This is a genomic window from Devosia sp. A16 (genome assembly GCF_001402915.1).
GTDB lineage: Bacteria > Pseudomonadota > Alphaproteobacteria > Rhizobiales > Devosiaceae > Devosia_A.
In genome coordinates, this window is the sequence record NZ_CP012945.1 from 4568405 (window position 1) to 4592984 (window position 24580).

Sequence of the window (24580 nt, forward strand, 5' to 3'; positions counted from 1 at the left end):
TCTTTTGCCCACCCCTTGCGCGAGGGCACGCGAACGGCCTTACTCAGTCAAGAATGAGGGGGGATGAGAATGTTGCGGGTCGCGGTCGCTGTAGCCGCCATGCTGATGCCCACGATGGCATTCGCCAGCTGGATGCCGAACTGTTCGTTGTCGGCCGACAGGTCCACTCTCCAGGTCATCGCCTCCAATCCGAGTGACAAGGCCTACTACTGCCAGGCCTGGTGCCGAATGAAGATCACCGGCGAGCGGGCAATCCAGAAATTCGATTGCACGTTCAATCTGGGCAAGAACGCCGCCAGCAGGGTGATGTGCAAGCAGGATGGTGGGACGGCTGGCCACTTCAGCGAAGTCTTGCCGACCAAGAGCACCTGTGTGCCGCGCTGATGGGAGCTTCGGTGCGCAACCCGGTGGTGGAACGGCGGGTCGTCGGCCAAGCTCAGGGCGCCGGCTTGTATCCGACATACTCGGTGTACTGCTCCAGCAGCACCGACCAGACGCCGAATGCGGCATCGAGGTTCTCGCGCGTGACCCCATACTCGAGGTTCACGTCATACTCGATCGCCGCGTCGAGGTCGGCATCTAGATAGGCGTTGCCGAACCGCTTGTCGCGGTTCCAGGCGTTGAGCGCGTCCATGGTCGGCTTGATGTCGGCGAAGCCGGCATAGAAGTTGATGTCCTCGCAGGCGGCATCGGCCGAGCAGTTCATGAAGAACACGTAGTAGGGCACGCCCTTGATGTTGCCGGCGATGCGCGGATTGCCGTCGCCCTGCGTCTCGAGGCTGGCCGAACCATAGCCGCGGGCGATGGTCACGATCTCGTCGACCTTCGAGCCGTCGACGATCGTCTGCGCCAGCGCCGGAGTTGCGGCGAGGGCGCCAAGTAGTACGGCGACCGACAGGCGTGCCAGCTTCATCGAATGCTCCCAACTCGGCTTCGCTATCGCGCCGACTGTTACACCTTTGTCCCGAGCCGGCCAATGCGGGGCAGGGGAGCACTGGCCGATTCCCGAAAATCGAGGAAAACCGCATCGGCGATCTGGTGCCAGCCATGCGTCGGAGTCAGATTAGCCCTGCCTCCCGACCCCGTCCCGCCGTAGGATGGAAATTCCCCGGATTTCCGGCTACGTGAGCATCAGGTTCCGCTGCAAAGAATCCTTGACGGGGGGACTCACTGCCCATATAGAGGCGCAACCTTAGCGGTCGGTCGTGAAGTTCACGCGGGTATCTGCCACCTTGTGCGGGCATCCAGGAACTTCAAACACATCGCCAAAGGCAAGAGACGACGACAAATCTTCGTGCGCATGAACGCCCGGCCAACGCTGGGTGGTCCGCTGCAATGAGAGGCGCCGCTGCCCCGTTAGGGGTGGAATTGGCGCCCTATTGGTTTGTCATCGTCTTTCGCAACGAACTTCGGACCGATGGAAAGAGCGCAATGCCGACCATTAATCAGTTGATCCGCAAGCCTCGGGTATCCAAGCCCAAGCGGAACAAAGTACCGGCGATGGAAGCAAACCCGCAGAAGCGCGGCGTGTGCTCTCGCGTTTATACGACGACCCCGAAGAAGCCGAACTCGGCTCTCCGCAAGGTTGCGAAGGTTCGTCTGACGACTTCGCGTGAAGTCATTTCCTACATTCCCGGCGAAGGCCACAACCTGCAGGAACACTCCGTGGTGCTGATCCGCGGCGGCCGTGTTCGCGACCTGCCGGGCGTTCGCTACCACGTGCTGCGCGGCGTTCTCGACACCCAGTCGGTGAAGGATCGCAAGCAGCGCCGTTCGAAGTACGGCGCGAAGCGGCCGAAGTAAGGAGCATTCCAGATGTCCCGTCGTCACTCCGCTGAGAAGCGCGAAGTCAACCCCGATCCGAAGTTCGGCGATCTCGTCGTCTCCAAGTTCATGAACTCGCTCATGAAGGACGGCAAGAAGTCGGCTGCCGAGTCCATCGTCTACGGCGCCTTCGACATCGTGCAGTCGAAGCTGAAGCAGGATCCGATCGGTGTGTTCCACACCGCGCTGGACAACATCCGCCCGGCCGTCGAAGTGCGTTCGCGCCGCGTCGGTGGTGCGACGTACCAGGTTCCGGTTGAGGTCCGTACCGACCGTCAGCAGGCCCTGGCGATCCGCTGGCTCATCGAATCTGCCCGCAAGCGTGGCGAGCACACCATGAAGGAGCGCCTGTCGGGCGAGCTCATGGATGCCGTCAACGGCCGCGGTCAGGCTGTCAAGAAACGCGAAGACACGCACCGTATGGCTGACGCCAACCGTGCCTTCTCGCACTACCGCTGGTAAACGGAAGGCTCGCTCAGATGGCCCGCGAATACCCGATCAATCGCTATCGTAACTTCGGCATCATGGCTCACATCGATGCTGGCAAGACGACGACGACCGAACGCATCCTTTACTACACCGGCAAGTCCCACAAGATCGGCGAAGTCCACGACGGCGCCGCGACCATGGACTGGATGGAGCAGGAGCAGGAGCGCGGCATCACCATCACGTCCGCCGCGACCACCACGTTCTGGAAGGGCCGTGACGGCTCGCAGTACCGCTTCAACATCATTGACACTCCCGGCCACGTGGACTTCACCATTGAAGTCGAGCGTTCGCTGCGCGTGCTCGACGGCGCCATCGCGCTGCTCGACGGCAACCAGGGCGTCGAGCCGCAGACGGAAACCGTCTGGCGGCAGGCCGACAAGTACAACGTTCCGCGTCTGATCTTCGTCAACAAGATGGACAAGATCGGTGCCGATTTCTATTTCTGCCTCGACACGCTGGACAAGCGCCTCGGCATCAAGCCGGTGGTGATGCAGCTGCCGATCGGCTCGGAAAGCGATTTCAAGGGCGTGGTCGATCTCATCGAGATGAACGCGCTGGTCTGGCGCAACGAAGAGCTGGGCGCCCAGTGGGACGTCGTCGAGATCCCGGCCGACCTCAAGGAACGCGCCGAGCAGTATCGCGAGAAGCTGATCGAGACCGCCGTCGAGATGGACGATGCGGCGACGGAGGCTTATCTCAACGGCGACATGCCGGACAACGCCACGCTGCGCCGGCTGATCCGCAAGGGCACCTGCGACGTCAAGCTGTTCCCGGTGTTCTGCGGTTCGTCCTTCAAGAACAAGGGTGTGCAGCCGCTGCTGGATGGCGTTATCGACTTCCTGCCGGCGCCGACCGACATTCCGGCGATCAAGGGCATCGACGTCAAGACCGATGCCGAGATCGAGCGTCACGCTTCGGACGAAGAGCCGCTGTCGATGCTCGCCTTCAAGATCGCCAACGACCCGCACATGGGTTCGCTGACCTTCTGCCGCATCTACTCGGGTCACCTCGAGGCCGGTGCTTCCCTTGAGAATACCGTCAAGGAGAAGAAGGAACGCGTTGGTCGCATGTTCCAGATGCACGCCAACTCGCGCGAGCAGATCAACGAAGCCTACGCCGGCGACATCGTCGCCATCGTCGGCCTCAAGGACACGACCACCGGCGACACGCTGTCGGATCCGAACAACAAGGTGATCTTGGAGCGTATGGAGTTCCCCGAGCCGGTCATCGACATCGCCGTCGAGCCGAAGTCGAAGGCCGATCAGGAAAAGATGGGCCTCGCGCTCGCTCGCCTGGCCGCCGAGGATCCGTCCTTCCGCGTCAAGACCGACGAGGAATCGGGCCAGACCATCATCTCGGGCATGGGCGAACTGCACCTCGACATTCTCGTCGACCGCATGAAGCGCGAGTTCAAGGTGGAAGCCAATATCGGTGCGCCGCAGGTGGCCTACCGCGAGGCGATCACCCGCACCGTCGAGCACGACTACACCCACAAGAAGCAGTCGGGTGGTTCGGGTCAGTTCGCGCGCATCAAGTTCCGCATCGAGCCCAACGAGCCGGGCAAGGGCTTCGAGTTCACCTCGGAAGTCGTTGGCGGTAACGTGCCGAAGGAATACGTCCCGGGCGTCGAAAAGGGTGTGCAGTCGGTGATGGGCGCTGGCCCGATCATCGGCTTCCCGATCGTGGACATCAAGTTCGCGCTGACCGACGGTGCCTACCACGACGTCGACTCCTCGGTTCTCGCCTTCGAAATCGCTGGCCGCGCGGGTTTCCGCGAAGCCATCGAGAAGGCGGCTCCGAAGATCCTCGAGCCGATCATGCGGGTTGAAGTTCTGACCCCGGAAGACTATGTGGGCGACGTCATCGGCGATCTGAACTCCCGCCGCGGTCAGATCCGCGGCACCGAAGCCCGGGGTATTGCCCAGGTGATCGACGCCATGGTGCCACTGGCCAACATGTTCGGCTATGTGAACTCGCTGCGTTCCATGTCTCAGGGGCGTGCGCAGTACACCATGACCTTCGACCACTATGAGCAGGTCCCTACTGCGGTGGCCCAGGAAGTCCAGGCCAAGTACGCCTAACAAGCAGACCAAGGCCGATCCGGGAACCAGAGCCACCACGGTTCACACCCGGATCGCCGAAAGCAGACAACGACAACTGAGATCCTAATGCCGGCAAGCCAAGCTGGCACCCAACGGAGAATACGATGGCCAAGGAAAAGTTTTCCCGCTCTAAGCCGCATTGCAACATCGGCACGATCGGTCACGTCGACCATGGCAAGACCTCGCTGACCGCAGCGATCACCAAGGTCCTCGCCGAGACCGGCGGCGCCACCTTCAAGGCGTACGATCAGATCGACGCGGCTCCGGAAGAGAAGGCTCGCGGCATCACGATCAACACCGCGCACGTCGAGTACGAGACGACCAACCGTCACTACGCTCACGTCGACTGCCCGGGCCACGCCGACTATGTGAAGAACATGATCACCGGCGCTGCCCAGATGGACGGCGCGATCCTGGTCGTGTCGGCTGCCGACGGCCCGATGCCGCAGACCCGTGAGCACATCCTGCTCGCCCGTCAGGTCGGTGTGCCGGCGCTCGTCGTGTTCCTGAACAAGTGCGACATGGTCGACGATCCGGAGCTCCTCGAGCTCGTGGAACTCGAAGTGCGCGAGCTGCTGTCGTCCTACGAATTCCCGGGCGACGACGTTCCGATCATCAAGGGCTCGGCCACCGAGGCTCTGAACGACGGTGACAAGAAGCTCGGCCACGACGCCGTGCTCGAGCTGATGCGCGCTGTCGACGAGTACATCCCGCAGCCGGCCCGTCCGGTCGACCAGCCGTTCCTGATGCCGATCGAAGACGTGTTCTCGATCTCGGGCCGCGGCACCGTGGTGACCGGCCGTGTCGAGCGCGGCATCGTGAAGGTGGGTGAGGAAGTCGAGATCGTCGGCATCAAGGCGACGCAGAAGACGACCGTGACCGGCGTTGAAATGTTCCGCAAGCTGCTCGATCAGGGCCAGGCTGGCGACAACATCGGCGCTCTGATCCGTGGTATCGACCGTACGCAGGTCGAGCGCGGTCAGGTGCTCTGCAAGCCCGGTTCCGTGACCCCGCACACCGATTTCGTGGCTGAGGCTTATATCCTCACCAAGGAAGAGGGTGGCCGTCACACGCCGTTCTTCGCCAACTATCGTCCGCAGTTCTACTTCCGCACCACCGACGTGACCGGTGTGGTCACGCTGCCGGAAGGCACCGAGATGGTGATGCCGGGCGACAACGTGAATATCTCGGTCCAGCTGATCGTGCCGATCGCCATGGAAGAGAAGCTCCGCTTCGCTATCCGTGAGGGTGGCCGCACCGTTGGTTCGGGCGTCGTCGCCAAGATCCTGAAGTAAGGCATGCAATGGCTGGCGCGGCGCGCCTTTAGCGCGCCGCGCTCCATTTTTCGCTGGGAAAGCAAGATGAACGGTCAAAACATTCGCATCCGGCTCAAAGCCTTTGACCACCGTGTGCTCGACACTTCCACCCGGGAGATCGTCAACACGGCCAAGCGTACGGGTGCGCAGGTGCGCGGGCCGATCCCGCTGCCCACACAGATTGAGAAGTTTACGGTCAACCGCTCGCCGCACATCGACAAGAAGTCGCGCGAGCAGTTCGAGATCCGGACCCACAAGCGTCTTCTGGACATCGTGGACCCGACCCCGCAGACCGTCGATGCTCTGATGAAGCTCGATCTCGCCGCCGGCGTCGACGTCGAAATCAAGCTCTGAGTGACTGAGTTTTCGCGCTGACCATCCAAAGGGTCCTCTTGGACACAATGACCCGGTCAAGCGCCAAAGAGAGAAGGTAACAACCGATGCGTTCTGGTTTGATCGCACAGAAGCTGGGCATGACCCGCCTGTTCTTGGACGACGGCACCCACGTCCCCGTGACCGTGCTCGACCTCAAGAATTGCCAGGTGGTCGGCCAGCGCACGCAGGAGAAGGACGGCTACACCGCCCTCCAGCTCGGCGCGGGCACCGTCAAGGCGAAGAATGTCACCAAGGCTGAGCGTGGCCAGTTCGCCGTCGCCAAGGTCGAGCCCAAGCGGCAGGTAACAGAGTTTCGTGTCGATCCTGCGAACCTCATTGAAGTCGGCGCCACCATGCAGGCGGACCACTTCGTCGAGGGCCAGCTGGTCGACGTGACCGGGACCTCGATCGGTAAGGGCTTCGCCGGCGGCATGAAGCGCTGGAACTTCGGCGGCCTGCGCGCCACGCACGGTGTGTCCGTGTCGCACCGCTCGCACGGCTCGACCGGCCAGCGTCAGGACCCCGGCAAGGTGTTCAAGGGCAAGAAGATGGCCGGCCACATGGGCGACCGTCGTGTCACCACCCAGAACCTGAGGGTCGTGCGCACCGATGTGGAGCGCGGGCTGATCATGGTCGAGGGCGCTGTCCCGGGTGCCAAGGGCGCCTGGATCCAGATCAAGGACGCGGTCAAGAAGGCCGCTCCGAAGGGCGCAGCTGTGCCCGGTTCGTTCAAGGCGGCTGCAGCAGCCGTGGCCGAGGAGGCTAAATAATGGAACTCCAGGTCACCACTCTGGACGGTAAGGCCGACGGTTCGGTCACCCTGAAGGACGAGATCTTTGGTCTCGAAGTCCGTCAGGACATCCTGCACCGCATGGTTCGCTACCAGCAGCTCAAGGCGATGGCCGGCACCCACAAGGTGAAGCATCGCTCCGAGATCGCCTACACTTCGAAGAAATCGATCAAGCAGAAGGGCTCGGGCGGCGCTCGTCACGGCGCCAAGTCTGCTCCGCAGTTCCGCGGCGGCGGCCGGGCCTTCGGTCCCGAGCCCCGTAGCCATGCGATCGAGCTGCCCAAGAAGGTCCGCGCCCTGGCGCTGAAGCATGCGCTTTCGGCCAAGGCCAAGGCTGGCGAACTGGTGGTCGTTCCGACCGTCGCCACCAAGGAGCCCAAGACCGCTCAGCTGGTCGCCAAGTTCGGCAAGCTGGAATGGTCGAGCGCTCTGATCATCGACGGCGCCGAGGTGGACAAGAATTTCGCCAGCGCCGCGCGCAACATTCCGCAGATCGACGTGCTGCCGGTGCAGGGGATCAATGTCGCTGACATTCTCCGTCGCCATAAGCTCGTTCTGACCAAAGCAGCGCTCGAAGCGCTCGAGGCCCGGTTCGCATGAGCAAGTTCACCAACTACGACGTGATCCGTAACCCGGTCGTCACCGAGAAGTCGACGATGGCGTCCGAGCACAGCCAGGTCGTCTTCGACGTCGCGATCGACGCCACCAAGGCCGATATCAAAGCCGCCGTCGAGGCGCTCTTCTCGGTCAAGGTCAAGGCCGTCAACACCCTGGTCCGCAAGGGCAAGGTGAAGCGTTTCCGGCAGGAACTTGGCACCCGCAAGGATGTCAAGAAGGCCGTTGTCACCCTGGCCGAAGGCCAGTCGATCGATATTTCGACCGGCATCTGAGGGGAGAGAGAAGAATGGGTCTGAAAACTTACAATCCGACCTCCCCGGGCCGCCGTCAGCTCATCACGACCGATCGGTCGGAGCTGTGGAAGGGCAAGCCGGTAAAGGCGCTGACCGAAGGTCTGAACCAGTCCGGTGGTCGTAACAACGCCGGTCGCATCACGGCCTACCATCGGGGTGGCGGTCACAAGCGTTCGTACCGCGTGGTCGATTTCCGCCGCGTGCGTTTCGAAGAGACGGCGACCGTCGAGCGGCTCGAGTATGATCCGAACCGCACCGCCTGGATCGCGCTGATCAAGTACGCGGACGGCGAGCTCGCCTACATCATCGCTCCGCAGCGTCTCGCTGCCGGCGACAAGGTGATCTCGACGCTCGGCACCGCCGACGTGAAGCCGGGCAATGCCATGCCGCTCGAGCGCATGCCGGTCGGCACCATCGTCCACAACGTCGAGATGAAGCCCCGCAAGGGCGGTCAGATCGCCCGTTCGGCCGGTGCCTACGCGCAGTATGTCGGCCGTGACGCCGGTTGGGCGATCCTTCGCCTCAACTCGGGCGAGCAGCGCCGGGTCCATGGCTCGTGCCTCGCCACTGTCGGCGCGGTGTCGAACCAGGATCACTCGAACACCTCGATCGGCAAGGCCGGTCGTAATCGCTGGCTCGGCCGCAAGCCGGTCAACCGCGGTGTGACCATGAACCCGGTCGATCACCCGCATGGTGGTGGTGAAGGCCGTACTTCCGGTGGCCGTCACCCGGTGACCCCGTGGGGCAAGCCGACCAAGGGTAAGAAGACCCGCAGCAACAAGTCGACGGACAAGTTCATCGTCCGCTCGCGTCACGTGAAGAAGGGCCGCTAAGCCATGTCGCGTTCAGTCTGGAAAGGCCCGTTCGTCGACGGCTATCTGCTCAAGAAGGCAGAGACCAGCCGTGCGAGCGGCCGCAACGAAGTCATCAAGATCTGGAGCCGTCGTTCCACGATCCTGCCGCAGTTCGTCGGTCTCACCTTCGGCGTGCACAACGGCCACAAGCATGTGCCGGTGAACGTGCAGGAAGAGATGATCGGCCACAAGTTCGGCGAGTTCGCTCCGACCCGTACCTACTACGGTCACGCGGCCGACAAGAAGGCCAAGAGGAAGTAACATGGGCAAGCCGAAAACTCAGCGGTCGCTCAAGGACAACGAAGCCAAGGCGGTGCTCCGCATGCTTCGCACCTCGGGCATCAAGCTCAACCTCGTGGCTGCGTCGATCCGCGGCAAGAAGGTCGACAAGGCTCTCGCCGAGCTGACCTTCTCGCGCAAGCGCATCGCCGGCTCGGTCAAGAAGACGCTCGAGAGCGCCATCGCGAATGCCGAGAACAACCACGGTCTCGACCCGGACAGCCTGGTCGTCGCCGAGTGCTATGTCGGTGACTCGCTGGTCATGAAGCGCTTCATGGCCCGTGGCCGCGGCCACGCCGCCCGTATGGAGCGCCCGTTCTCGAACCTCACCATTGTGGTTCGCCAAGTTGAGGAGACCGCATAATGGGTCAGAAGATCAACCCGATCGGTCTGCGCCTCGGCATCAACCGCACCTGGGATTCGCGTTGGTACGCGAACAAGGGTGAGTACGGTTCGCTGCTCCAGGAAGACCTGAAGATCCGCGAGACGCTGCTTGAAGATCTGAAGCAGGCTGCTGTTTCGAAGATCGTCATCGAACGTCCGCATCGTAAGTGCCGCGTGTCGATCCACACCGCCCGTCCGGGCATCGTGATCGGCAAGAAGGGCGCTGACATCGACAAGATCCGCGCCAAGGTGAAGAAGTTCACCGACAGCGAAGTGCACATCAACATCGTCGAGGTGCGCAAGCCCGAGACCGATGCCAACCTCGTGGCGCAGGGCATTGCCCAGCAGCTCGAGCGTCGCGTGGCTTTCCGCCGTGCGATGAAGCGTGCAGTGCAGACGGCGATCCGCATGGGCGCCGGCGGCATCCGGGTCAACGTTGGCGGCCGTCTCGGCGGCGCCGACATCGCCCGCACGGAATGGTACCGCGAAGGTCGCGTGCCGCTGCACACGCTGCGCGCCGACATCGACTACGGCACCGCCGAGGCGCAGACCACCTACGGCATCATCGGCATCAAGGTGTGGGTGTTCAAGGGCGAAGTCCTCGAGCACGACCCGTCGGCCCACGAGCGTCGCGCCACCGAAGGTGGTTCGTCGAACGAAGGCGGCCAGCGTCGCGAGCGTTCCGACCGGGACGAACGCGGTGAGCGCGGCGATCGTCGCGATCGCGCGCCGGCGAACTGAGAAGGCATAGACAAAAATGCTGCAACCAAAACGTACCAAGTTCCGCAAGGCGCATAAGGGCCGCATCCATGGCAACGCCAAGGGTGGCACGGAGCTGGCTTTCGGTCAGTTCGGCCTGAAGTCCCAGGAGCCCGAGCGCGTCACGGCTCGCCAGATCGAAGCGGCTCGCCGCGCGATCACTCGCGAGATGAAGCGCGCCGGCCGCGTCTGGATCCGTGTCTTCCCGGACCTGCCGGTTTCCAAGAAGCCGACCGAAGTCCGCATGGGTAAGGGCAAGGGTTCGGTGGAATTCTGGGCGGCTCGCGTCAAGCCGGGTCGCATCCTGTTCGAAATCGACGGCGTTCCCGAGGACGTCGCCAAGGAAGCTCTGCGCCTCGGCGCGATGAAGCTTCCGATCATCACGCGGGTCGTCACCCGCATCGCGGATTGATAGCCATGGCCCGTGCACCCAAGAAGACGGAAGTGAAGAGCGGCGGTGCCGCCGATCTTCGCGGCAAGACCCCCGATGAGCTGAAGGATCAGCTGCTCGGCCTGAAGAAAGAGCAGTTCAACCTGCGGTTCCAGCGCGCTACCCAGCAGCTGGAGAAGCCGGCGCGGGTGCGTGAGGTCCGTCGCGAGATCGCGCGGGTCAAGACCGTGCTCGGCGAGAAAGCCGCGGCGAAGTAAGGAGACCGAGATGCCCAAGCGCGTACTGCAGGGGACCGTGGTCTCCGACACTAATGAAAAGACCGTGGTGGTGCGGGTCGACCGTTCCTTCACCCACCCGGTGATGAAGAAGACCGTTCGCCGGTCCAAGAAGTACCACGCTCACGACGAGGCCAATGCGGCCAAGGTCGGGGACGTCGTCTGGATCGAAGAGTCGGCGCCGATTTCGAAGAACAAGCGCTGGGTCCTTAAGCCCTCCGCGTAAACCGGAATTTAGGGCTCGCCGAGTAGGCAGACCCCGAAACTGAAGAAGGCATCAAGCCATGATCCAGATGCAGTCCAATCTCGATGTAGCCGACAACTCCGGCGCGCGTCGTGTCATGTGCATCAAGGTGCTCGGCGGCTCGCACCGCAAGTACGCCTCGGTGGGCGACATCATCGTCGTCTCGGTGAAGGATGCGATCCCCCGCGGTCGCGTCAAGAAGGGCCAGGTGATGAAGGCCGTTGTCGTGCGCACCGCGTTCCCGGTTCGCCGCACCGACGGCACCATCATCCGCTTCGACCGGAACGCGGCCGTGCTGATCAACAACCAGGCCGAGCCGATCGGCACCCGTATCTTCGGGCCAGTGCCGCGCGAACTGCGCAGCAAGAACCACATGAAGATCATTTCGCTCGCGCCGGAGGTGTTGTGATGGCGTCCAAGATCAAGAAGGGCGACAAGGTCGTCGTTCTCGCCGGCAAGGACAAGGGCAAGACCGGGCAGGTGCTGCAGGTCATCCCGACTGAGACCCGCGCAGTAGTGCAGGGGCTCAATCTCGTCCGCCGCCACACCAAGCAGACCGCGAGCCAGGACGCGGGGATCTTCACCAAGGAAGCCCCGATTCACCTGTCGAACCTCGCGATCGCCGATGCGAACGGCAAGCCGTCGCGCGTCGGGTTCAAGATCAACGCCGACGGCACCAAGGTGCGCGTCGCCAAGTCGACCGGGGACACGATCGATGGCTGACACCGTCTATATCCCGCGTCTCCGTACCCAGTACGACGAGACCATCAAGCCGAACCTGATCAAGGAGTTCGGTTACAAGAACGTCATGCAGGCGCCCAAGCTCGACAAGATCGTGCTGAACATCGGCGTCGGCGAGGCGGTCAACGACACCAAGAAGGTGAAGTCGGCGGCTGCCGATCTCGAGAAGATCGCCGGTCAGAAGCCCGTCATCACCCATGCGCGCAAGTCGATCGCCGGCTTCAAGGTCCGCGAAGAGATGCCGCTCGGCGTCAAGGTGACGCTCCGCAAGGCGCGCATGTACGAGTTCCTCGACCGCCTGGTGAATATCGCGCTGCCGCGTGTTCGCGACTTCCGCGGCCTGAACCCGAACTCCTTCGATGGTCGTGGCAACTATGCCATGGGCATCAAGGAACACATCATCTTCCCCGAGATCAACTTCGATCAGATCGATCAGACCTGGGGCATGGACATCATCGTGTGCACCACGGCGCGCACCGACGACGAAGCCCGGGCGCTGCTCAAGGCTTTCAATTTCCCCTTCCGGCAGTAACGGAAGAGAGAAGGACGAGACATGGCAAAGACCAGCTCCATCGAAAAGAACAACAAGCGCAAGCGCCTCGCCAAGCAGCTGGGTCCCAAGCGGGCCAAGCTCAAGGCGATCGTGATGAACCAGACCGTTTCGCTCGAGGAGCGCTTCGCAGCGCAGCTCAAGCTCGCCGCGCTGCCGCGGAACTCGGCTGAGAACCGCATTCACAACCGCTGCGAAGTCACCGGCCGTCCGCGTGGCTACTACCGCAAGCTCAAGATGAGCCGTATCGCTCTGCGCGAGCTGGGCAGCCTCGGGCTGATCCCGGGCATGGTCAAGTCGAGCTGGTAAGGAGAAGACGACAATGAGCCTCTCTGATCCGATCGGCGATATGCTGACCCGCATCCGCAACGCGCAGCTGCGTCGTCGCGATGTCGTCCAGACCCCGGCGTCCACCCTGCGTGGCCGTGTGCTCGACGTGCTGAAGTCGGAAGGCTTCATCCGCGGCTACTCGGAAAGCAAGATGGACAACGGCGTTGCCCAGTTCGACATCGAGCTGAAGTACTCCGACAACGCTCCGGTGATCCGCACCATCGAGCGCGTGTCGCGTCCTGGCCGTCGCGTCTATGCGTCGGTCAAGAACATCCCCTCGGTCGCCAATGGCCTCGGTGTGTCGATCCTGTCGACCCCCAAGGGCGTGATGGCCGATCACGAAGCGAAAGCCCAGAACCTGGGTGGCGAGGTACTCTGCCGCGTCTTCTAAGGCTCACAGCCTTGAGGCCGTCGGTGTGACGATTACTCCGAAGGAAGTAGAAAGAATGTCCCGTACAGGCAAAAAGCCGATTGCTCCGGTCAGTGGCGTCACCGTCACGATCAGCGATCGCAAGGTCACCGCAAAGGGGCCGAAGGGCGAGCAGGCGCTGACGCTCATGGATATCGTGAACGCCAAGCAGACCGATGACGGTATCGTCATCGAGCCCGCCAACGACAGCAAGGAAGCTCGTGCTGCCTGGGGGACCACCCGCGCGCTGATCAACAACATGGTGATCGGCGTCAGCGCCGGCTTCGAGAAGAAGCTGCAGATCCAGGGTGTGGGTTACCGCGCCGCCATGCAGGGCAAGGACCTGAAGCTCAGCCTCGGGTTCAGCCACGAGGTGGTGTTCGAGACTCCCAAGGGGATCACCATCGCCGCGCCGACTCAGACCGAAGTGGTCGTGACCGGCTCGGACAAGCAGCAGGTTGGCCAGGTGGCCGCCGACATTCGCGGCTGGCGTCCGCCGGAGCCCTACAAGGGCAAGGGTGTGCGCTATGTGGGCGAGTACATCGCCCGAAAAGAAGGCAAGAAGAAGTAAGGAGCGCACGAGATGCCCATCAGCCTCAAAGGTGCGGACCGCCGCAAGGCGCGCGTTCGCAAGGCGCTCAAGGCTAACGCCAATGGCCGCCCGCGTCTGTCCGTGCACCGCTCGGACAAGAACATTTACGCCCAGATCATCGATGACGCGTCCGGCCGCACGCTGGCTGCCGCTTCGACCATCGACAAGGATGTCAAGGCAAAGCTGAAGAACGGCTCGACCTCGGAGGCTGCGGCCGCCGTCGGCAAGCTGATCGCCGAGCGCGGCCTCGCCGCCAAGGTGTCGACCGTCGTCTTCGATCGTGGTGCCTACCTCTACCATGGCCGCGTCAAGGCCCTGGGTGATGCGGCCCGCGAAGGCGGCCTGCAGTTCTGATCCGGCGACAAAGGAAAATTCGATGAGAGACGTTCAAGAGCGCGATAGCGAATTCGTCGACCGGCTGGTTCACATCAACCGCGTCGCCAAGGTTGTGAAGGGTGGTCGTCGCTTCGGTTTCGCCGCCCTGGTGGTGGTCGGTGACCAGAAGGGCCGCGTTGGCTTCGGTCACGGCAAGGCGCGTGAAGTGCCTGAGGCCATCCGCAAGGCCACCGAGCAGGCCAAGCGCCAGATGATCCGCGTACCGCTGCGCGATGCCCGTACGCTGCACCACGATGTGGTCGGCCACCACGGCGCCGGCAAGGTCATCCTGCGTGCCGCCGTGCCCGGCACCGGCATCATCGCCGGCGGCCCGATGCGCGCCGTGTTCGAGACCCTCGGGGTCAACGACATCGTGGCGAAGTCGCAGGGCACCGCCAATCCCTACAACATGGTGCGGGCCACCTTCGATGCGCTGAAGCGCGTCGACAGCCCGCGTTCGGTCGCCGCCCGTCGCGGCCTGAAGGTCTCGGACCTGCAGGCTCGCCGTGGCGAGACCGTCGAAGCCTGATTAGGGCTCGGGAGTTAGAACAATGGCCGATAAGACCGTCACCATCGAGCAGATCGCCAGCCCGTCGCGCCGTCCGGCCGACCAGCGGGCGACCCTGATCGGGCTCGGGCTCAACAAGGTGCGCAAGCAGTCGACCCTCAAGGACACCCCCGAGGTCCGCGGCATGATCCGCAAGATCCCGCACCTCGTGCGCGTCGTCGACGCCAAATAAGGGACGAGAACAATGACTCGTTTGAACGAACTCCGGGACAACCCGGGCGCCAACAAGAAGCGCGTACGCGTCGGTCGTGGTATCGGCTCGGGCGTCGGCAAGACCGGTGGTCGCGGTGGCAAGGGCCAGACGGCGCGCTCCGGCGTTGCCATCAACGGCTTCGAAGGCGGCCAGATGCCGCTGCACATGCGCATGCCCAAGCGCGGCTTCAACGCACTGAATCCCAAGAAGTGGAACCAGCTGCGTATCGACCGCGTCCAGAACTACATCGACAGCGGCAAGCTGGACATCAAGGGCGTGGTCGATGCGGCTGCGCTGGTGAAGGCCGGCGTGATCCGTCGCGAACTCGATGGCGTGCGGCTGATCGGCAGCTCGGGTTTCACTGCCAAGAAGGTGACCTTCAAGGTTGCTCATGCGACCAAAGGCGCGCTCGCTGCTATTGAAGCGGCCGGCGGCAAGGTCGATATGCCTCAGGCAGAAGTGAAGGCTGACGCCTAAGAGCGCCTGGCCCCATTCTTAAGGGAGCGACTATGGCGTCCGCAGCCGAACAGCTGGCCAAGAATCTGAACTTCGGGACCTTCGCGAAAGCGAAGGCCCTTCAGCAGCGCATCTGGTTCACACTGGGTGCGCTTCTCGTTTATCGGCTCGGGACCTACATCCCGGTGCCCGGTATCGACCCTGATGCCTATGCCGCGACCTTCCAGCAGGCGCAGCAGGGCATTTTCGGCATGTTCGACATGTTTGCCGGCGGCGCCGTGCAGCGCATGGCGATCTTTGCGCTGAACCTCATTCCCTACATCACCGCATCCATCGTGGTGCAGGTGGTGACCACCGCGTCGCCACGCCTCGAAGCCCTCCGCAAGGAAGGCGAGAGCGGCCGTCGCAAGATCAACCAGTACACCCGCTATCTCGCCGTGCTGTTCTGCGCCGTACAGGCCTATGGCATTGCCATCGGTCTCGAAGGCAGCCAGGGCGTCGTGATCGATCCAGGTTGGTTCTTCCGGCTTTCGACCGTCATCACGCTGGTCGGCGGCACCATGTTCCTGATGTGGCTGGGTGAGCAGATCACCTCGCGCGGCATCGGCAACGGCATTTCGCTGATCATTTTCGCCGGTATCGTGGCGAACCTGCCGGCGACGGTGGTGCAGACGCTCGAGCTCAGCCGCACCGGCGCGCTGCCGACCATCTGGGTCGTCGGTCTGCTGATCATTGCCATCGCGGTGATCGGCGTCATCGTGTTCTTCGAACGGGCCCAGCGCCGGCTGCTGATCCAGTATCCGAAGCGCCAGGTCGGCAACAAGATGTTCCAGGGCGATACCTCGCACCTGCCGCTGAAGCTCAACACCTCGGGCGTCATCCCGGTGATCTTCGGTTCGTCCTTGCTGCTGCTGCCGGCCACCATTGCGTCGTTCGCGGCGCAGGGTGATGCCCCGCAATGGCTGTCGGTGACGGCGGCGTTGCTCGGTCGCGGCCAGCCCCTCTATCTGGTGCTGTTCGCCATCCTGATCATCTTCTTCGCCTTCTTCTACACCTCGATCGTCTTCAACCCGACCGATACCGCGGACAACCTGAAGCGCTCCGGCGGCTTCATTCCCGGCATCCGTCCGGGCGAGCGGACGGCGAACTACATCGACTACGTGCTGACGCGCATCACGGTGATCGGCGCCCTCTATCTGACTGTCGTGGCGCTCATTCCCGAGATGATCCACAGCCAGCTCAACGTCAGCCAGTTCATCGGCGGCACCTCGCTGCTGATTATCGTGACGGTGACGCTGGACACGGTGACCCAGGTGCAGAGCCACCTGATCGCCCAGCAGTACGAGGGGCTGGTGAAGCGGTCGCGCCTTGGGGGCAAGCGTAAATGAGGCTGATCCTTCTGGGACCTCCGGGCGCCGGCAAGGGCACGCAGGCCAAGGTGCTGGTCGAGAGCTACGGCATCCCGCAGCTTTCCACCGGTGACATCCTGCGCTCCGCCATTGCCGCCAAGACCCCGATGGGGCTGGCCGCCAAGGAGATCATGGATCGCGGCGATCTGGTGTCCGACGAGATCGTCAACGGCATCGTCTCCGAGCGGCTCGACCAGGACGACTGCAAGCCGGGTTTCGTGCTCGACGGTTTCCCGCGGACCATTCCGCAGGCCGAGGCGCTCGAGGAGATGCTGGCCGACAAGGGCATGCAGCTCGACGCGGTGATCGAGATCACCGCCGATGCCGACGTGCTGGTCGGGCGCATCGCCAAGCGCGCCAAAGAATCCGGCGTTGCCCGTGGTGACGACAACGAGGAGGTGCTTCGCAACCGCCTCAGCGTCTATCGCGAGCAGACCGCGCCGCTGGTCGAATTCTACCGCGGCAAAGGCCTGCTGAAGTCGGTCGACGGCATGCAGCCGGTCGACGACGTCACGGCGGCCATCCGCCGGGCCGTGCATAACTAGTATACCTCAGGGCAGGAGCTGTGCAGTTGACTCTGCAGGACCTTGCCCTTATGAACCGCGCCAGTCTCATGGATTATCGGACTGGATTCGGTTCCTCGAAAGAGTGGGGAGCGGGATTCCGGTCCCTTGTCGTTATCAAACGGGCGGCGTGAGCTGCCGACTATAGGAGAGCGGACGTGGCCCGTATTGCTGGCGTCAATATTCCGACCAACAAGCGCGTGGTGATCGCGCTTCAGTACATCCATGGGATCGGGGCGAAGTTCGCCCAGGAGATCACCGAGAAGGTCGGTATCCCGGCCGATCGTCGCGTGAACGACCTGACCGACGCCGAAGTGATCCAGATCCGTGAAACGATCGATCGCGACTACGTGGTCGAGGGCGATCTGCGCCGTAACGTGGCGATGAACATCAAGCGGCTGATGGATCTCGGTAACTACCGTGGTCTGCGCCACCGCAAGGGCCTGCCGGTCCGTGGTCAGCGCACCCACACCAATGCCCGCACCCGCAAGGGTCCGGCCAAGCCGATCGCCGGCAAGAAGAAGTAATTCGGGCGGCGGAGCACCTCTCCGTCATCCTGATGTAGCTGCTGGAACTACGGCAGCGCCGATATCGAACTGAGGAAGCAAATTGGCAAAAGCTGAAGTCGCGCGCGTTCGTCGCAAAGAGCGCAAGAACATCACCAATGGCGTTGCGCATGTGAATGCGTCGTTCAACAACACCATGGTCACCATCACCGATGTGCAGGGCAACACCATTTCCTGGTCGTCCTCGGGCGTGATGGGTTTCAAGGGTTCGCGTAAGTCGACCCCGTATGCCGCCCAGGTCGCGGCGGAAGATGCGGCCAAGAAGGCCCAGGAACACGGCATGAAGACCCTCGAGGTCGAAGTGCGCGGTCCTGGTTCGGGCCGTGAATCGGCGCTTCGCGCGCTGCAGGCTGCTGGCTTCAACGTCACCAGCATTCGCGATGTCACCTCGATCCCGCACAATGGTTGCCGGCCGCGCAAGCGTCGCCGCGTCTGACCTCCGTTACGGTTGATCTCCCGGCGCGCCCCTCGCGCCGGGATAGGTACATTGCATAGCGGACAGGCGGTTAGGCGGACCGCCAATTTGAAAGGACACCACCGTGACCATCCAGCGGAACTGGCAGGAACTCATCAAGCCGACCAAACTGGACATCGTTTCGGGCAGCGACAGCGCGCGCACGGCTTCGGTCGTCGCGGAGCCGCTTGAGCGCGGCTACGGCCTGACGCTCGGCAACGCTCTGCGTCGCGTGCTGCTTTCGTCGCTCCAGGGCGCGGCCGTTACCGCGATCCAGATCGACGGCATCCTGCACGAATTCTCGTCGCTTCCCGGCGTGCGTGAAGACATTACCGACCTCGTCCTCAACGTCAAGGAAATCGCCCTCAAGATGGGTGGCGAAGGTCCGAAGCGTCTGACCCTGACCAAGCAGGGCCCGGGTGCGGTCGTTGCCGGCGACATCAAGGTCTCCGGCGACATCGAAGTGCTGAACCCCGAGCTGGTGATCTGCCACCTCGACGACGGCGCCGAGATCAACATCGAGTTCACCGTCAATACCGGCAAGGGCTACGTCCCGGCCGACAAGAACCGTCCCGACGACGCGCCGATCGGCTACATTCCGGTCGATGCGCTGTTCTCCCCGGTCCGCCGCGTCTCCTACAAGGTCGATGCGACCCGCGCCGGCGAGAGCCTCGACAAGGACAAGCTGACCCTGACGGTCGAAACCAATGGCGCCATCTCGCCGGAAGACGCCGTGGCCTACGCCGCGCGGATCCTGCAGGACCAGCTGTCGGTGTTCGTCAACTTCGAGGAGCCCACCAAGGAGAAGGCCGCGGACACCGTTCCGGAGCTGGCTTTCAACCCGGCGCTGCTCAAGAAGGTCGACGAGCTGGAGCTCAGCGTCCGTTCGGCCAACTGCCTGAAGAACGACAACATCGTCTATATCGGCGATCTGATCCAGAAGACCGAAGCCGAGATGCTGCGCACGCCGAACTTCGGCCGCAAGTCGCTCAACGAGATCAAGGAAGTGCTCGCTCAGATGGGCCTGCACCTCGGGATGGACGTGCCGAACTGGCCGCCTGAGAACATCGACGATCTGGCCAAGCGCTACGAAGATCATTATTAAGCCGGCTAACACACACAGCCGCTAACCGCCCGTCGTGAGACGCCCGGGCCTTAGGGAGTAACAAAATGCGCCACGGTAATTCGAACCGTAAGCTCAACCGGACCTCTGCTCATCGCAAGGCCATGTTCGCCAACATGTCCGCCTCGCTGATCAAGCACGAGCAGATCGTGACCACCTTGCCCAAGGCGAAGGAACTGCGTCCGATCGTCGAGAAGCTGATCACGCTGGGCAAGCGCGGCGACCTGCATGCCCGTCGCCAGGCCATCGCGCAGATGCGCGATGAGACCCAGGTGCAGAAGCTGTTCGCCACCATCGGTCCGCGCTACAAGGATCGCAACGGCGGCTATATCCGTATCCTCAAGGCCGGCTTCCGCTACGGCGACAACGCGGCTCTCGCGGTGATCGAGTTGGTCGATCGCGACGTTGACGCCAAGGGCCTCGACTCGGGTCCGGTGCAGGCGCGCGACAACGACGACGAAGCAGCCGCGGCGTAAGCTCGAGGCAGCGACGAAGGTTCAAAGGCGGTCCGGTTTGTCCGGGCCGCCTTTTCGTTTGACCGCGGAACATATTCTGCGCGGTAATGGCGCACACTCGATTTTGGGGAGAGTGAAATGTCGGACCAGGGGCTCATCCTCGTTACCGGCGCAACGGGTTTTGTCGGCAAATGGACGGTGCTGGAACTGCTCAAGGCGGGCCACCGGGTGCGGGGCACTGTGCGCTCGCTGGGCCGGGCCGAAGAGGTGCGCGCGACGCTCGGGGCCGAACTGGGGCAGGGCGCTCTCGACCGTCTGGAACTGGTCGAAGCGGATCTGCTCGACGAAAAGGGCTGGAGCGAGGCGATGCAGGGCGTCGCCGTGGTCATGCACATCGCCACCGCCATTCGCGGCGATGAGCCCAAGGACCAGAGCCTGGTGATCCGCCCGGCGCTCGAGGGCACGCAGCGGGTCTTCCGCTTCGCCGACGCGGCCGGCATCAAGCGGATCATCATGACCTCGTCGATTGCGACGGTCGGCTACGGGCATGGCCAGACCAGCGGTCGCCGGGTCTATGACGAGACCTACTTCACCAACCTCGACAACATGCGCTGGACCTGGGCCTACTGCATCGGCAAGACCAGGGCGGAGCAGTTCGCCTGGGATTTCGTCAAGCAGCACGGCATCGGCCTGACCACCATCCATCCGGGCGCCATCATCGGTCCGGCGCTCGACAAGGACGCCAGTATCTCGCTGCAGATGGTGTCGGGACTGCTCAACGGCACGACGCCGGCCATGCCTTCGAACGGCTTTTCGATCATCGATGTCCGCGATGTCGTGGCACTGCATCTCGCGGCTCTCGAAAATCCCGAGACCATCGGCCAGCGCTATCTTGCCACTGCCGAGTATGTGCCTTTTCCCGAAGTCGGGAACATCCTTCGCGCTGCGCACCCCGAGTGGAACGTCACCAGCCAGACGGTGCCGGACTGGATCATCAAACTCATCGCCACGTTCGGAGGTCCGGCCCGCCAGATCATCAACGACATCGGCAACGAGAAGGTGTTTGATGGATCGAAGGGCGAGAAGCTGCTGGGCCGCAAGTTTATCTCCGCCAAGGAGTCGATCCTCGCCACTGCAGACAGCGTCATCCGCCTCGGCATGGTGAAACAGAAGACCGCCTGACGTGTCCACGACCAAGCTGCTTGAAGATCTCCGCACCGCCGTCGGACGCCGCTATCTGCTGACCGGCGAGCGAAGGACAGAGCGCTACCGCCGCGGCTTCCGCTCGGGCGAGGGGGAGGCGGTCGCCGTCGCCAGGCCCGGGACGCTGCTCGAACTCTGGCGGGTGCTCGAAGCCATCGTGCGCCACGATGCCATTGTCATCATGCAGGCGGCCAATACCGGTCTCACCGAGGGTTCGACGCCCAGTGGTCGTTACGACCGCCCGGTGGTGGTGGTGAACACCCTGCGCCTCGCCGATATCCAGTTGCTGGATGGCGGCCGGCAGATCGTCAGTTTTCCCGGCAGCACACTCGACAAACTCGAAAAGCTGCTGAAGCCGCTCGGTCGGCTGCCCCACTCGGTGATCGGTTCATCCTGCCTCGGCGCCTCGATCGTCGGCGGCGTGTGCAACAATTCCGGCGGCTCGCTGGTACATCGCGGGCCCGCCTACACCGAGCTGTCGCTGTTCGCCCGAGTCGGCGCCGACGGTCGACTGGAACTGGTCAATCACCTCGGCATCGAGCTGGGCGACGCCCCGGAGGAAATCCTTGAGCGCCTGCAGTCGGGCGGCTATTCAGCCGAGGATGTGCTGCACAATGTCGGGCTCGCCTCCGACAGCGAATATGCCGATCGGGTGCGCCAGATCGACGAGCCGACAGCGGCCCGCTTCAACGCCGATCCGCGGCGCCTGCACGAAGCCGCCGGCAGCGCCGGCAAGGTGGCCGTGTTCGCAGTCCGGCTCGACACATTCGAAAAGCAGGGCGCCGAGCAGGTGTTCTATATCGGCACCAACGACGTTGCGATACTGACCCGGTTGCGCCGCGAGCTGCTCAGCCTCAAGGCGCTGCCGGTCGCCGGGGAGTATATGCACCGCGACATGTTCGATGTCGCCCGCAGCCATGGCAAGGATACGTTCCTCGTCATCCAGCGCTTCGGCACCGAGGTGATGCCGACCTTCTTCAACCTGAAGGGCAGGGCGGACGCCACGCTCAACAAGCTGCCGCTGCTGCCCAAGCAGCTCTCCGATCGCATGCTGCAGGGGCTGAGCCGGCTGTTCCCGGAGCACCTGCCGCAGCGCCTGCTCGAATACCGCGACCGCTTCGAGCATCACCTGATGCTGCGCATGTCCGGCGACGGCATTGCCGAAGCCGAGGCGCTGCTGCAGAAGATGTTCGCCGACCCGGCCGATGGCGCCTATTTCCGCTGCACGCCCAAGGAGGGCGCCCAGGCGTTTCTCCACCGCTTCGCCGCGGCAGGCGCCGCCATTCGCTATGCGCTGATGCACGAGAAGACCTCGGGCGGCCTGTTGGCGCTCGATATCGCGCTCCGCCGCAACGATCACGACTGGTACGAGCACCTGCCGGCCGCGATCGACGATCAGCTCGCATTGAAGCTCTACTACGGCCACTTCCTCTGCCACGTCTTCCACCAGGACTACATCCTCAAGCGAGGCGCCGATCCGCATGAGGTGAAGGACGCGATGCTGGCGGTGCTCGAGCAGCGCGGGGCGCAATACCCCGCCGAGCACAATGTCGGCCACGTCTATGCGTCAAAGCCGGAGCAGCAGGCGTTCTTCCGCACGCTCGATCCCACCAACAGCTTCAATCCCGGGATCGGCGACGACTCCAGGCGCCGGCACTACGCCGATGATCATGGCCACGACCTCGCGCATTGAGACGTGTTCGGGCGTGATCCCTCGTTCGTCGCCTCCTTCCCCCTTGAGGGGAGGGATTGAGGGAGGGGTGGTACAGTCAGCACAGAGCCCGCCTCACCACCCCCAGCCCGTCCCCTCAATGGGGAGGGGAGCTAAGCGCCCTACCTCGCGAGATCCCATTCCCGATAGAGCCGCTGAAGCTGGCGCATCGAGTCGATCTCGACCAGCGGCAGCCCGACCGCGCGCAGGCGGTTGCGGTCTCGCTCGCGGCGGGTCGGCTGCACGATGAGGATCCAGCGGATCATTTCCCATTTGAGGCTGTCCCGGTTGCCGGCCAGCGCTCCCACGCGGTTGCGCTGGAACAGCGTCCGCCACAGGTAGCGACGGAAGTTGGCCCAGTGGTTGTCGTAGAGCAGGATGATCCCGGTGGCGCGGGCGAAGCGCTGCGGCATCAGGCTCGAGTAATTGCCGTCCATAACCCACCGCGGCTTCAGGATCGCGGCGTCATGCAGCGCGCGGAACTCGTCATCCGGCCGTTGCACCCAGTTGGTGTTCGGCAGGTGCCGGAACAGATCCACATGGAATGGCTCGGCGCCGATCTTGCGCGCCAGCGCCACGGCCAGCGTCGATTTGCCGGAGTTGGATAGCCCGCAGATCATGATGCGTTCGCCCAGCGCCGAGAGTGGCAGCACGTCCATTTCAGCCCCCGATGTCCAGTAACCCCGCCGCCCGGGGGACGCGGCTTATACTGCATCAATGCGCCCAAGGCGAGCAGAGCCATGGGCCTCGGGCGCCCCGAAGGGGCCGGGCGATCAGGGCTGTCGACGTCAACGTTGCTGAAGGAAGCGGACTATCCTCCGCCGCCTGGCAGAGGCTACAATCGGGAAGGGCGGGGCGACGTGCACCGCCCTTCGTTCGTGGAGGAAGCCCCGTGGCCAAGGTCGTCATCATCGGAGGCAGTGGCCATGTCGGCACCTACCTCGTGCCCCGACTGGTCGAAGCCGGCCACCAGGTGGTCAACATCACGCGCGGGCATCGCAAGCCCTACTTGCCCAACGCGGCCTGGGACAGGGTGGAGACCGTGCTCATCGATCGCGACGCAGCCGAACGTGAGGGCAGCTTCGGCACCGCCATTGCAGCGCTCGAAGCCGACATCGTCATCGATATGATCTGTTTCACGCTCCCCAGCGCCCGGCATCTGGTCGAGGCGCTGCGCGGCAAGGTGCAACACTTCATCCATTGCGGCACCATCTGGGTCTATGGCCACAACACCGCAGTGCCGGCCACCGAGGAGCAGCCGCTCAACCCCTTCGGCGAGTACGGCACACATAAGGCTGCGATCGAGCGCTACCTGCTCGACGAGGCCCGTCGTCGCGGCTTTCCGGCGACGGTGTTCCGTCCCGGTCACATTGTCGGCCCTGGCTGGGCTCCATTGAACCCGGCGGGGCATTTCAACGCCGAGGTGTTTTCGAAGATCGCCCGCGGCGAGGAGCTGACGCTGCCCAATTTCGGGCTTGAAACCGTCCACCACGTCCATGCCGACGATCTGGCGCGACTGGTCATGGCGATCATTTCCAGCCGTTCGACGTCCGTGGGGGAGGCTTTCAACGCCGTCTCGCCGCAGGCGGTCAACCTGCGCGGCTACGCCGAGGCGACGTACCGCTGGTTCGGCCATGAGCCGAAGCTCAGCTACCTGCCGTTCGAGCAGTGGAAGGCCGGGCAAGACGCCGACGAAGCCAATGCCACCTGGGAGCACATCGTGCGCAGCCCCAGCCACTCCATGGAGAAGGCGCGACGCCTGCTCGGCTTTATGCCGCGCTATGCCTCGCTGGAAGCGGTGCAGGAGGCTGTCGGCTGGCTCATCGACAACGGCAAGGTTCGAGGTCCGCAAGACTAGTGAAATCGGCTCATGGCACACCATCGTCACA

At 63.4% G+C, this 24580-nt stretch carries 37 protein-coding genes; 35 read left to right on the plus strand and 2 right to left on the minus strand.

Annotated features, from left to right (window positions below; translation table 11 throughout):
* Positions 1 to 69: 69 nt before the first annotated feature.
* Positions 70 to 384, plus strand: coding sequence for a hypothetical protein (locus APS40_RS21940; RefSeq protein WP_156343040.1), 315 nt, complete (start codon positions 70 to 72; stop codon positions 382 to 384).
* 52 nt (positions 385 to 436) lie between these two features.
* On the opposite strand, the gene APS40_RS21945 is transcribed toward APS40_RS21940, so the two are convergent.
* On the minus strand, positions 437 to 913 hold the full coding sequence (locus APS40_RS21945; RefSeq protein ID WP_055049067.1) for a YbjN domain-containing protein: 477 nt from the start codon (positions 911 to 913) through the stop codon (positions 437 to 439).
* Between the two features lie 518 nt (positions 914 to 1431).
* Here APS40_RS21945 and rpsL point away from each other — a divergent pair.
* The 33 genes from rpsL (at position 1432) to dld (ending at position 22673) form a co-directional block, all read left to right on the plus strand.
* A complete protein-coding gene (gene rpsL, locus APS40_RS21950) occupies positions 1432 to 1803 on the plus strand; it encodes a 30S ribosomal protein S12 (protein ID WP_055049779.1) in 372 nt (123 codons plus the stop codon).
* A gap of 12 nt (positions 1804 to 1815) precedes the next feature.
* Positions 1816 to 2286, plus strand: a complete 471-nt coding sequence (gene rpsG, locus APS40_RS21955; RefSeq protein ID WP_055049068.1) for a 30S ribosomal protein S7 — start codon at positions 1816 to 1818, stop codon at positions 2284 to 2286.
* A gap of 17 nt (positions 2287 to 2303) precedes the next feature.
* Complete coding sequence (fusA, locus tag APS40_RS21960; RefSeq protein ID WP_055049069.1) at positions 2304 to 4394, plus strand: elongation factor G; 2091 nt, start codon at positions 2304 to 2306, stop codon at positions 4392 to 4394.
* A gap of 125 nt (positions 4395 to 4519) precedes the next feature.
* Positions 4520 to 5710: an elongation factor Tu gene (gene tuf / locus APS40_RS21965; RefSeq protein ID WP_055049070.1), complete on the plus strand. Its 1191-nt coding sequence runs from the start codon at positions 4520 to 4522 to the stop codon at positions 5708 to 5710.
* Positions 5711 to 5776: 66 nt separating this feature from the next.
* Complete coding sequence (rpsJ, locus tag APS40_RS21970) at positions 5777 to 6085, plus strand: 30S ribosomal protein S10 (RefSeq protein ID WP_055049780.1); 309 nt, start codon at positions 5777 to 5779, stop codon at positions 6083 to 6085.
* Positions 6086 to 6171: 86 nt separating this feature from the next.
* Entirely contained in the window at positions 6172 to 6876 is a 705-nt protein-coding gene (rplC, locus tag APS40_RS21975) for a 50S ribosomal protein L3 (protein WP_055049071.1), read from the plus strand.
* Positions 6876 to 7496, plus strand: coding sequence for a 50S ribosomal protein L4 (gene rplD / locus APS40_RS21980; protein WP_055049072.1), 621 nt, complete (start codon positions 6876 to 6878; stop codon positions 7494 to 7496). Before rplC ends, rplD begins: the two co-directional genes overlap by 1 nt.
* A complete protein-coding gene (locus APS40_RS21985; RefSeq protein ID WP_055049073.1) occupies positions 7493 to 7786 on the plus strand; it encodes a 50S ribosomal protein L23 in 294 nt (97 codons plus the stop codon). Before rplD ends, APS40_RS21985 begins: the two co-directional genes overlap by 4 nt.
* 14 nt (positions 7787 to 7800) lie before the next feature.
* Entirely contained in the window at positions 7801 to 8640 is an 840-nt protein-coding gene (gene rplB / locus APS40_RS21990; RefSeq protein ID WP_055049074.1) for a 50S ribosomal protein L2, read from the plus strand.
* Positions 8641 to 8643: 3 nt separating this feature from the next.
* Positions 8644 to 8922 carry a 30S ribosomal protein S19 gene (rpsS, locus tag APS40_RS21995; protein WP_055049075.1) on the plus strand — a complete coding sequence of 93 codons (279 nt, stop codon included), beginning with the start codon at positions 8644 to 8646 and terminating at the stop codon, positions 8920 to 8922.
* A 1-nt stretch (position 8923) separates the two neighbouring features.
* Positions 8924 to 9304 carry a 50S ribosomal protein L22 gene (gene rplV, locus APS40_RS22000; RefSeq protein WP_055049076.1) on the plus strand — a complete coding sequence of 127 codons (381 nt, stop codon included), beginning with the start codon at positions 8924 to 8926 and terminating at the stop codon, positions 9302 to 9304.
* Positions 9304 to 10065 carry a 30S ribosomal protein S3 gene (gene rpsC, locus APS40_RS22005; RefSeq protein WP_055049077.1) on the plus strand — a complete coding sequence of 254 codons (762 nt, stop codon included), beginning with the start codon at positions 9304 to 9306 and terminating at the stop codon, positions 10063 to 10065. The genes rplV and rpsC overlap by 1 nt, the downstream gene beginning before the upstream one ends.
* A 16-nt stretch (positions 10066 to 10081) precedes the next feature.
* On the plus strand, positions 10082 to 10495 hold the full coding sequence (gene rplP, locus APS40_RS22010) for a 50S ribosomal protein L16 (RefSeq protein ID WP_055049078.1): 414 nt from the start codon (positions 10082 to 10084) through the stop codon (positions 10493 to 10495).
* A 5-nt stretch (positions 10496 to 10500) separates the two neighbouring features.
* Positions 10501 to 10731, plus strand: coding sequence for a 50S ribosomal protein L29 (gene rpmC / locus APS40_RS22015; protein WP_055049079.1), 231 nt, complete (start codon positions 10501 to 10503; stop codon positions 10729 to 10731).
* A gap of 10 nt (positions 10732 to 10741) precedes the next feature.
* Complete coding sequence (rpsQ, locus tag APS40_RS22020; protein ID WP_055049080.1) at positions 10742 to 10975, plus strand: 30S ribosomal protein S17; 234 nt, start codon at positions 10742 to 10744, stop codon at positions 10973 to 10975.
* A gap of 58 nt (positions 10976 to 11033) precedes the next feature.
* A complete protein-coding gene (gene rplN / locus APS40_RS22025) occupies positions 11034 to 11402 on the plus strand; it encodes a 50S ribosomal protein L14 (RefSeq protein ID WP_055049081.1) in 369 nt (122 codons plus the stop codon).
* Positions 11402 to 11716, plus strand: a complete 315-nt coding sequence (gene rplX, locus APS40_RS22030) for a 50S ribosomal protein L24 (protein WP_055049082.1) — start codon at positions 11402 to 11404, stop codon at positions 11714 to 11716. Before rplN ends, rplX begins: the two co-directional genes overlap by 1 nt.
* Positions 11709 to 12266, plus strand: coding sequence for a 50S ribosomal protein L5 (rplE, locus tag APS40_RS22035; protein ID WP_055049083.1), 558 nt, complete (start codon positions 11709 to 11711; stop codon positions 12264 to 12266). Before rplX ends, rplE begins: the two co-directional genes overlap by 8 nt.
* A 21-nt stretch (positions 12267 to 12287) precedes the next feature.
* Positions 12288 to 12593 carry a 30S ribosomal protein S14 gene (gene rpsN / locus APS40_RS22040; protein WP_055049084.1) on the plus strand — a complete coding sequence of 102 codons (306 nt, stop codon included), beginning with the start codon at positions 12288 to 12290 and terminating at the stop codon, positions 12591 to 12593.
* Between the two features lie 13 nt (positions 12594 to 12606).
* Positions 12607 to 13005, plus strand: a complete 399-nt coding sequence (gene rpsH / locus APS40_RS22045; RefSeq protein ID WP_055049085.1) for a 30S ribosomal protein S8 — start codon at positions 12607 to 12609, stop codon at positions 13003 to 13005.
* Positions 13006 to 13060: 55 nt separating this feature from the next.
* A complete protein-coding gene (gene rplF / locus APS40_RS22050; protein WP_055049086.1) occupies positions 13061 to 13594 on the plus strand; it encodes a 50S ribosomal protein L6 in 534 nt (177 codons plus the stop codon).
* Between the two features lie 12 nt (positions 13595 to 13606).
* Positions 13607 to 13969 carry a 50S ribosomal protein L18 gene (gene rplR / locus APS40_RS22055; protein WP_055049087.1) on the plus strand — a complete coding sequence of 121 codons (363 nt, stop codon included), beginning with the start codon at positions 13607 to 13609 and terminating at the stop codon, positions 13967 to 13969.
* 22 nt (positions 13970 to 13991) lie between these two features.
* Positions 13992 to 14519 carry a 30S ribosomal protein S5 gene (gene rpsE, locus APS40_RS22060; RefSeq protein WP_055049088.1) on the plus strand — a complete coding sequence of 176 codons (528 nt, stop codon included), beginning with the start codon at positions 13992 to 13994 and terminating at the stop codon, positions 14517 to 14519.
* 22 nt (positions 14520 to 14541) lie between these two features.
* Positions 14542 to 14730, plus strand: coding sequence for a 50S ribosomal protein L30 (gene rpmD / locus APS40_RS22065; RefSeq protein ID WP_055049089.1), 189 nt, complete (start codon positions 14542 to 14544; stop codon positions 14728 to 14730).
* A 12-nt stretch (positions 14731 to 14742) separates the two neighbouring features.
* The gene (gene rplO, locus APS40_RS22070; RefSeq protein WP_055049090.1) at positions 14743 to 15228 is read left to right on the plus strand and encodes a 50S ribosomal protein L15; all 486 of its coding nucleotides are present in this window, start codon (positions 14743 to 14745) and stop codon (positions 15226 to 15228) included.
* Between the two features lie 32 nt (positions 15229 to 15260).
* A complete protein-coding gene (secY, locus tag APS40_RS22075; RefSeq protein ID WP_055049091.1) occupies positions 15261 to 16595 on the plus strand; it encodes a preprotein translocase subunit SecY in 1335 nt (444 codons plus the stop codon).
* A complete protein-coding gene (locus APS40_RS22080) occupies positions 16592 to 17161 on the plus strand; it encodes an adenylate kinase (protein WP_055049092.1) in 570 nt (189 codons plus the stop codon). The genes secY and APS40_RS22080 overlap by 4 nt, the downstream gene beginning before the upstream one ends.
* A gap of 176 nt (positions 17162 to 17337) precedes the next feature.
* Entirely contained in the window at positions 17338 to 17706 is a 369-nt protein-coding gene (gene rpsM, locus APS40_RS22085; RefSeq protein ID WP_055049093.1) for a 30S ribosomal protein S13, read from the plus strand.
* Positions 17707 to 17788: 82 nt separating this feature from the next.
* The gene (gene rpsK / locus APS40_RS22090; RefSeq protein WP_055049094.1) at positions 17789 to 18181 is read left to right on the plus strand and encodes a 30S ribosomal protein S11; all 393 of its coding nucleotides are present in this window, start codon (positions 17789 to 17791) and stop codon (positions 18179 to 18181) included.
* 103 nt (positions 18182 to 18284) lie between these two features.
* On the plus strand, positions 18285 to 19304 hold the full coding sequence (locus tag APS40_RS22095) for a DNA-directed RNA polymerase subunit alpha (protein WP_055049095.1): 1020 nt from the start codon (positions 18285 to 18287) through the stop codon (positions 19302 to 19304).
* Between the two features lie 65 nt (positions 19305 to 19369).
* The gene (rplQ, locus tag APS40_RS22100) at positions 19370 to 19798 is read left to right on the plus strand and encodes a 50S ribosomal protein L17 (protein WP_055049096.1); all 429 of its coding nucleotides are present in this window, start codon (positions 19370 to 19372) and stop codon (positions 19796 to 19798) included.
* Positions 19799 to 19915: 117 nt separating this feature from the next.
* Positions 19916 to 20959 carry an NAD-dependent epimerase/dehydratase family protein gene (locus tag APS40_RS22105; protein WP_055049097.1) on the plus strand — a complete coding sequence of 348 codons (1044 nt, stop codon included), beginning with the start codon at positions 19916 to 19918 and terminating at the stop codon, positions 20957 to 20959.
* 1 nt (position 20960) lies between these two features.
* Entirely contained in the window at positions 20961 to 22673 is a 1713-nt protein-coding gene (gene dld, locus APS40_RS22110) for a D-lactate dehydrogenase (RefSeq protein ID WP_055049098.1), read from the plus strand.
* 140 nt (positions 22674 to 22813) lie between these two features.
* On the opposite strand, the gene APS40_RS22115 is transcribed toward dld, so the two are convergent.
* Complete coding sequence (locus tag APS40_RS22115; protein WP_197279385.1) at positions 22814 to 23350, minus strand: AAA family ATPase; 537 nt, start codon at positions 23348 to 23350, stop codon at positions 22814 to 22816.
* 233 nt (positions 23351 to 23583) lie between these two features.
* On the opposite strand from APS40_RS22115, the gene APS40_RS22120 reads away from it, so the two are divergent.
* A complete protein-coding gene (locus APS40_RS22120) occupies positions 23584 to 24549 on the plus strand; it encodes an NAD-dependent epimerase/dehydratase family protein (RefSeq protein WP_055049099.1) in 966 nt (321 codons plus the stop codon).
* Positions 24550 to 24580 lie beyond the last annotated feature (31 nt).

Excerpts from the sequence above, each read along its gene's own strand:
- rplX (WP_055049082.1), top strand. The coding sequence starts at position 11,402 with ATGGCGTCCAAGATCAAGAAGGGCGACAAGGTCGTCGTTCTCGCCGGC.
- rplP (WP_055049078.1), top strand. The coding sequence starts at position 10,082 with ATGCTGCAACCAAAACGTACCAAGTTCCGCAAGGCGCATAAGGGCCGC.
- rplV (WP_055049076.1), top strand. The coding sequence starts at position 8,924 with ATGGGCAAGCCGAAAACTCAGCGGTCGCTCAAGGACAACGAAGCCAAG.
- APS40_RS21940 (WP_156343040.1), top strand. The coding sequence starts at position 70 with ATGTTGCGGGTCGCGGTCGCTGTAGCCGCCATGCTGATGCCCACGATG.
- rpsN (WP_055049084.1), top strand. The coding sequence starts at position 12,288 with ATGGCAAAGACCAGCTCCATCGAAAAGAACAACAAGCGCAAGCGCCTC.
- rplE (WP_055049083.1), top strand. The coding sequence starts at position 11,709 with ATGGCTGACACCGTCTATATCCCGCGTCTCCGTACCCAGTACGACGAG.
- rpsQ (WP_055049080.1), top strand. The coding sequence starts at position 10,742 with ATGCCCAAGCGCGTACTGCAGGGGACCGTGGTCTCCGACACTAATGAA.
- APS40_RS22080 (WP_055049092.1), top strand. The coding sequence starts at position 16,592 with ATGAGGCTGATCCTTCTGGGACCTCCGGGCGCCGGCAAGGGCACGCAG.
- rplQ (WP_055049096.1), top strand. The coding sequence starts at position 19,370 with ATGCGCCACGGTAATTCGAACCGTAAGCTCAACCGGACCTCTGCTCAT.
- secY (WP_055049091.1), top strand. The coding sequence starts at position 15,261 with ATGGCGTCCGCAGCCGAACAGCTGGCCAAGAATCTGAACTTCGGGACC.
- APS40_RS21985 (WP_055049073.1), top strand. The coding sequence starts at position 7,493 with ATGAGCAAGTTCACCAACTACGACGTGATCCGTAACCCGGTCGTCACC.
- APS40_RS22105 (WP_055049097.1), top strand. The coding sequence starts at position 19,916 with ATGTCGGACCAGGGGCTCATCCTCGTTACCGGCGCAACGGGTTTTGTC.
- rpsL (WP_055049779.1), top strand. The coding sequence starts at position 1,432 with ATGCCGACCATTAATCAGTTGATCCGCAAGCCTCGGGTATCCAAGCCC.
- rpsG (WP_055049068.1), top strand. The coding sequence starts at position 1,816 with ATGTCCCGTCGTCACTCCGCTGAGAAGCGCGAAGTCAACCCCGATCCG.
- rplR (WP_055049087.1), top strand. The coding sequence starts at position 13,607 with ATGCCCATCAGCCTCAAAGGTGCGGACCGCCGCAAGGCGCGCGTTCGC.
- rplN (WP_055049081.1), top strand. The coding sequence starts at position 11,034 with ATGATCCAGATGCAGTCCAATCTCGATGTAGCCGACAACTCCGGCGCG.
- rpsH (WP_055049085.1), top strand. The coding sequence starts at position 12,607 with ATGAGCCTCTCTGATCCGATCGGCGATATGCTGACCCGCATCCGCAAC.
- rpmC (WP_055049079.1), top strand. The coding sequence starts at position 10,501 with ATGGCCCGTGCACCCAAGAAGACGGAAGTGAAGAGCGGCGGTGCCGCC.
- rpsJ (WP_055049780.1), top strand. The coding sequence starts at position 5,777 with ATGAACGGTCAAAACATTCGCATCCGGCTCAAAGCCTTTGACCACCGT.
- rplF (WP_055049086.1), top strand. The coding sequence starts at position 13,061 with ATGTCCCGTACAGGCAAAAAGCCGATTGCTCCGGTCAGTGGCGTCACC.
- tuf (WP_055049070.1), top strand. The coding sequence starts at position 4,520 with ATGGCCAAGGAAAAGTTTTCCCGCTCTAAGCCGCATTGCAACATCGGC.
- rplO (WP_055049090.1), top strand. The coding sequence starts at position 14,743 with ATGACTCGTTTGAACGAACTCCGGGACAACCCGGGCGCCAACAAGAAG.
- rplC (WP_055049071.1), top strand. The coding sequence starts at position 6,172 with ATGCGTTCTGGTTTGATCGCACAGAAGCTGGGCATGACCCGCCTGTTC.
- rplB (WP_055049074.1), top strand. The coding sequence starts at position 7,801 with ATGGGTCTGAAAACTTACAATCCGACCTCCCCGGGCCGCCGTCAGCTC.
- fusA (WP_055049069.1), top strand. The coding sequence starts at position 2,304 with ATGGCCCGCGAATACCCGATCAATCGCTATCGTAACTTCGGCATCATG.
- rpsE (WP_055049088.1), top strand. The coding sequence starts at position 13,992 with ATGAGAGACGTTCAAGAGCGCGATAGCGAATTCGTCGACCGGCTGGTT.
- rpmD (WP_055049089.1), top strand. The coding sequence starts at position 14,542 with ATGGCCGATAAGACCGTCACCATCGAGCAGATCGCCAGCCCGTCGCGC.
- rpsS (WP_055049075.1), top strand. The coding sequence starts at position 8,644 with ATGTCGCGTTCAGTCTGGAAAGGCCCGTTCGTCGACGGCTATCTGCTC.
- APS40_RS21945 (WP_055049067.1), bottom strand. The coding sequence starts at position 913 with ATGAAGCTGGCACGCCTGTCGGTCGCCGTACTACTTGGCGCCCTCGCC.
- rpsC (WP_055049077.1), top strand. The coding sequence starts at position 9,304 with ATGGGTCAGAAGATCAACCCGATCGGTCTGCGCCTCGGCATCAACCGC.
- rplD (WP_055049072.1), top strand. The coding sequence starts at position 6,876 with ATGGAACTCCAGGTCACCACTCTGGACGGTAAGGCCGACGGTTCGGTC.
- APS40_RS22115 (WP_197279385.1), bottom strand. The coding sequence starts at position 23,350 with ATGGACGTGCTGCCACTCTCGGCGCTGGGCGAACGCATCATGATCTGC.